The organism is Streptomyces sp. NPDC057307 (genome assembly GCF_042667665.1).
Classification (GTDB): domain Bacteria; phylum Actinomycetota; class Actinomycetes; order Streptomycetales; family Streptomycetaceae; genus Streptomyces.
This window is the reverse complement of record NZ_JBHUZM010000267.1, coordinates 1-2968: the sequence shown is the minus strand read 5'-3', so window position 1 is coordinate 2968 and position 2968 is coordinate 1. Positions and strand designations below refer to the sequence as shown.

Sequence of the window (2968 nt, the reverse complement as noted above, 5' to 3'; positions counted from 1 at the left end):
TCCTCCACACCTACAACCACCATCGCTGCCACACCGCACTCGACGGACACCCGCCCATCACCCGCGTCAACAACCCTCCGGGTCAATACACCTAGAGCGGGAGGAACGCCGTCGCCGTGGCCGCGCCCAGCGTCGCGCCCGCCGCCGTCTGGGCGACGGAGTGGTAGCCGAGGCGTACCCGGGACCAGCACACGGCGCCGACCACCGCGTACGCCGCGAGCCACCAGGGGTCGTGGACGGCGGCGAGCATCGCGACGACCGCGGACGCCACGGCGGAGTCGACGCTGATCTTCCATACGGTGTTGACCGCCAGCAGGACGACCGTCATCGCCCACAGGGCGGTCATCGCGACCAGGATGCCCGTGGGTGCCCCACCGGCGATCATGGCGAGCGCGCCGAGACCTACGGAGCCGAGGATCACCAGGAAGATCGGTGCGCGCTGCGTCCGGTCCACGACGTGCCGGTCGCCCCATCTGCCGCGCCCGCGCTCCCACTCGATGTACGCGGCGGGCACAGTCCCGGCGCACACCGCGCCCAGCAGCCCCCAGGGGACGCCGGTCCAGTCGCCCGCCGCCGCCGCGCCGATGCCGGTCATTCCGGCGAGCAGGGCGTTGCGGGGCTGGAGCACATCGGTGACGCGGCGGGCCGTCTCGGTGGTCACGTACGCCTTACGCCATGTCCGACGCGCGTGCTCGGCCCGCCGCGATCCGCCGGTTGCGCAGGACCGACGACCAGAACGACCAGCCGATGAGGACGACGCCGATGAGGCCGGTGATGATCTCGCTGATCTGGTACTGGATGGTGATGATCAGGATCACGGCCAGCGCGCCGATCGCGTAGTGCGCGCCGTGCTCCAGATAGACGTAGTCGTCCAAGGTGCCCTGGCGGACCAGGTAGACGGTGAGCGACCTGACGTACATCGCGCCGATACCGAGGCCGAGTGCCATCAGCACGATGTCGTTGGTGATGGCGAACGCGCCGATCACGCCGTCGAAGGAGAAGGACGCGTCGATGACTTCGAGGTAGAGGAACATGAAGAAGGCGGCCTTGCCGGTGACGGCGACCAGGGAGGGACCGCCCTTGCCGCTCTGGTCGGACGCGGTCTCCGTTCCCGGTTCGCCCGGCGGAATGACCTCCGCGTCGGCCTGGGTGTCCGCCTCGTCGGCCAGTCTGTTCTCGAAGAAGCTGGAGAGCCCGCCGACGATCAGATACGTGACGAGGCCGGCGAGTCCGGAGGTGAGGACCGTCTGCGCCTTGTCGGCGTGTTCGCCACCGTGCTGGTGGGCGTGGGTCGCGACCGTCATGGAGGCGATCAGGAGCACGATCAGCGAGAGGCAGACGGACAGCATCTCGACCTGTCCGAGTCTGGCCAGCGGGCGTTCGATCCAGCCCAGCCACTTGATCTCGCGGTCCTCGAAGATGAAGTTGAGGAAGATCATCAGCAGGAACATGCCGCCGAAGGCGGCGATCGACGGGTGGGCGTCGGTGACCAGTTGCTGATACCGGTCCTTGTCGTTGACCGCCAGCTGCACCGCCTTGACGGGGCTCAGCTTGGCGGTGACCGCGACGATGATGACGGGAAACGCGAGTCTCATGCCGAACACGGCGATGAGGACACCGATCGTGAGGAAGATCTTCTGCCAGAAGGCACTCATCTTCTTCAGGATCCCGGCGTTGATCACCGCGTTGTCGAAGGACAGCGAGATCTCCAGCACGGTCAGGATCGCCACGACCCCGAGCGCGGTCCAGCCGTCGTAGAGCACCGCCACCGCGAGGCCGAGCACGGTGAACCCGAATGCCCAGCCGAATGTTTTCAGTACCACGACTCACCAGCCTTCCGCGGACATGCTAGGCGATCTTCGCTCACGCATCCCGCCGGAGAGAGCACTGGAGAGACCACTCGGGGGCAACACTTGCCAGACAGCAACTATTAGGCCACGGTAGTACCGGACGGGTCCTCAGGCAGTGGCATCACAGCAGAGTGCCTACATCAGCAAAGGCGATGACGTGACGAAGAGTACGGATTCCCCCGCCGCTCCGGCCCCCGCGGGCATCGGGGCGGCCAGCGCTCGTACGGACTCGACGTCCGGCGAGCTGCCTTGGATCGAGGACACGGGGAAGGTCTCCCCCCAGGACGCCAGGAAGCTGTCGAAGCTCTTCTTCGACCGGCTCCAGGTCCTCGAAGAAGGCACCCACGAGTACCAGTACGCCCGCAACACACTGATCGAGATGAACCAGTCCCTGGTCAGATACGCGGCACGGCGCTTCCGCAATCTCGGCAGCGGTGACATGGAGGACGTCCTCCAGGTCGGCACGATCGGTCTGATCAAGGCCATCGACCGGTTCGATCTGTCCCGCGAGGTGGAGTTCAGCTCCTTCGCCGTGCCGTACATCCATGGGGAGATCAAGCGGTTCTTCCGGGACACCACCTGGGCCGTCCATGTGCCGCGCAGGCTTCAGGAGTTGCGCGCGGACCTGGCCAGGGCCCAGGACGCGCTGACCGACACGCTCGGCCGCACCCCCACCGTGGCGGAGCTGGCCGGGCATCTGGAGCTGACCGAGGCCGAGGTCATCGACGGGCGGATCGCCTCCAACGGCTACACCGCCGGGTCGATCGACCTGCCGACCGACGGCGGGGACGACGGACCGGCCGGCACCGGCGGGCGCGCCTTCGCCGACACGCTCGGCGCGTGCGATCCGGCCATGGAACTGGTCGAGGACTTCCACGCGCTGGCTCCCCTCCTGGAGGAGCTGGACGAACGTGAGCGCGGGATCGTCGAGATGCGATTCGGGCGTGAGATGACCCAGTCCGAGATCGGCGCCGAGCTGGGCGTGTCGCAGATGCATGTGTCCCGGCTGCTCTCGCGCATCCTGACCACCTTGCGTACGGGGATGCTCGCCGAGGAGTGAGCCACGGCCGTCCCGGACAGGGCCGGACAACAGGGGGCCGAACGAGGGGGGCGGGCGC

General features: G+C 67.5%; 3 protein-coding genes. 1 reads left to right on the top strand and 2 read right to left on the bottom strand.

What is annotated here, in order from left to right:
- Positions 1-91 precede the first annotated feature (91 nt).
- Both ACFUN8_RS37210 and ACFUN8_RS37205 read right to left on the bottom strand, forming a co-directional pair.
- Positions 92-661, bottom strand: coding sequence for a hypothetical protein (locus tag ACFUN8_RS37210; protein WP_383647839.1), 570 nt, complete (start codon positions 659-661; stop codon positions 92-94).
- Between the two features lie 7 nt (positions 662-668).
- Positions 669-1823 (bottom strand): DUF475 domain-containing protein, encoded by a 1155-nt coding sequence (locus ACFUN8_RS37205; protein ID WP_383647836.1) that lies wholly within the window; start codon positions 1821-1823, stop codon positions 669-671.
- A 229-nt stretch (positions 1824-2052) separates the two neighbouring features.
- On the opposite strand from ACFUN8_RS37205, the gene ACFUN8_RS37200 reads away from it, so the two are divergent.
- On the top strand, positions 2053-2910 hold the full coding sequence (locus ACFUN8_RS37200; protein WP_383647841.1) for an RNA polymerase sigma factor SigF: 858 nt from the start codon (positions 2053-2055) through the stop codon (positions 2908-2910).
- Positions 2911-2968: the final 58 nt, after the last annotated feature.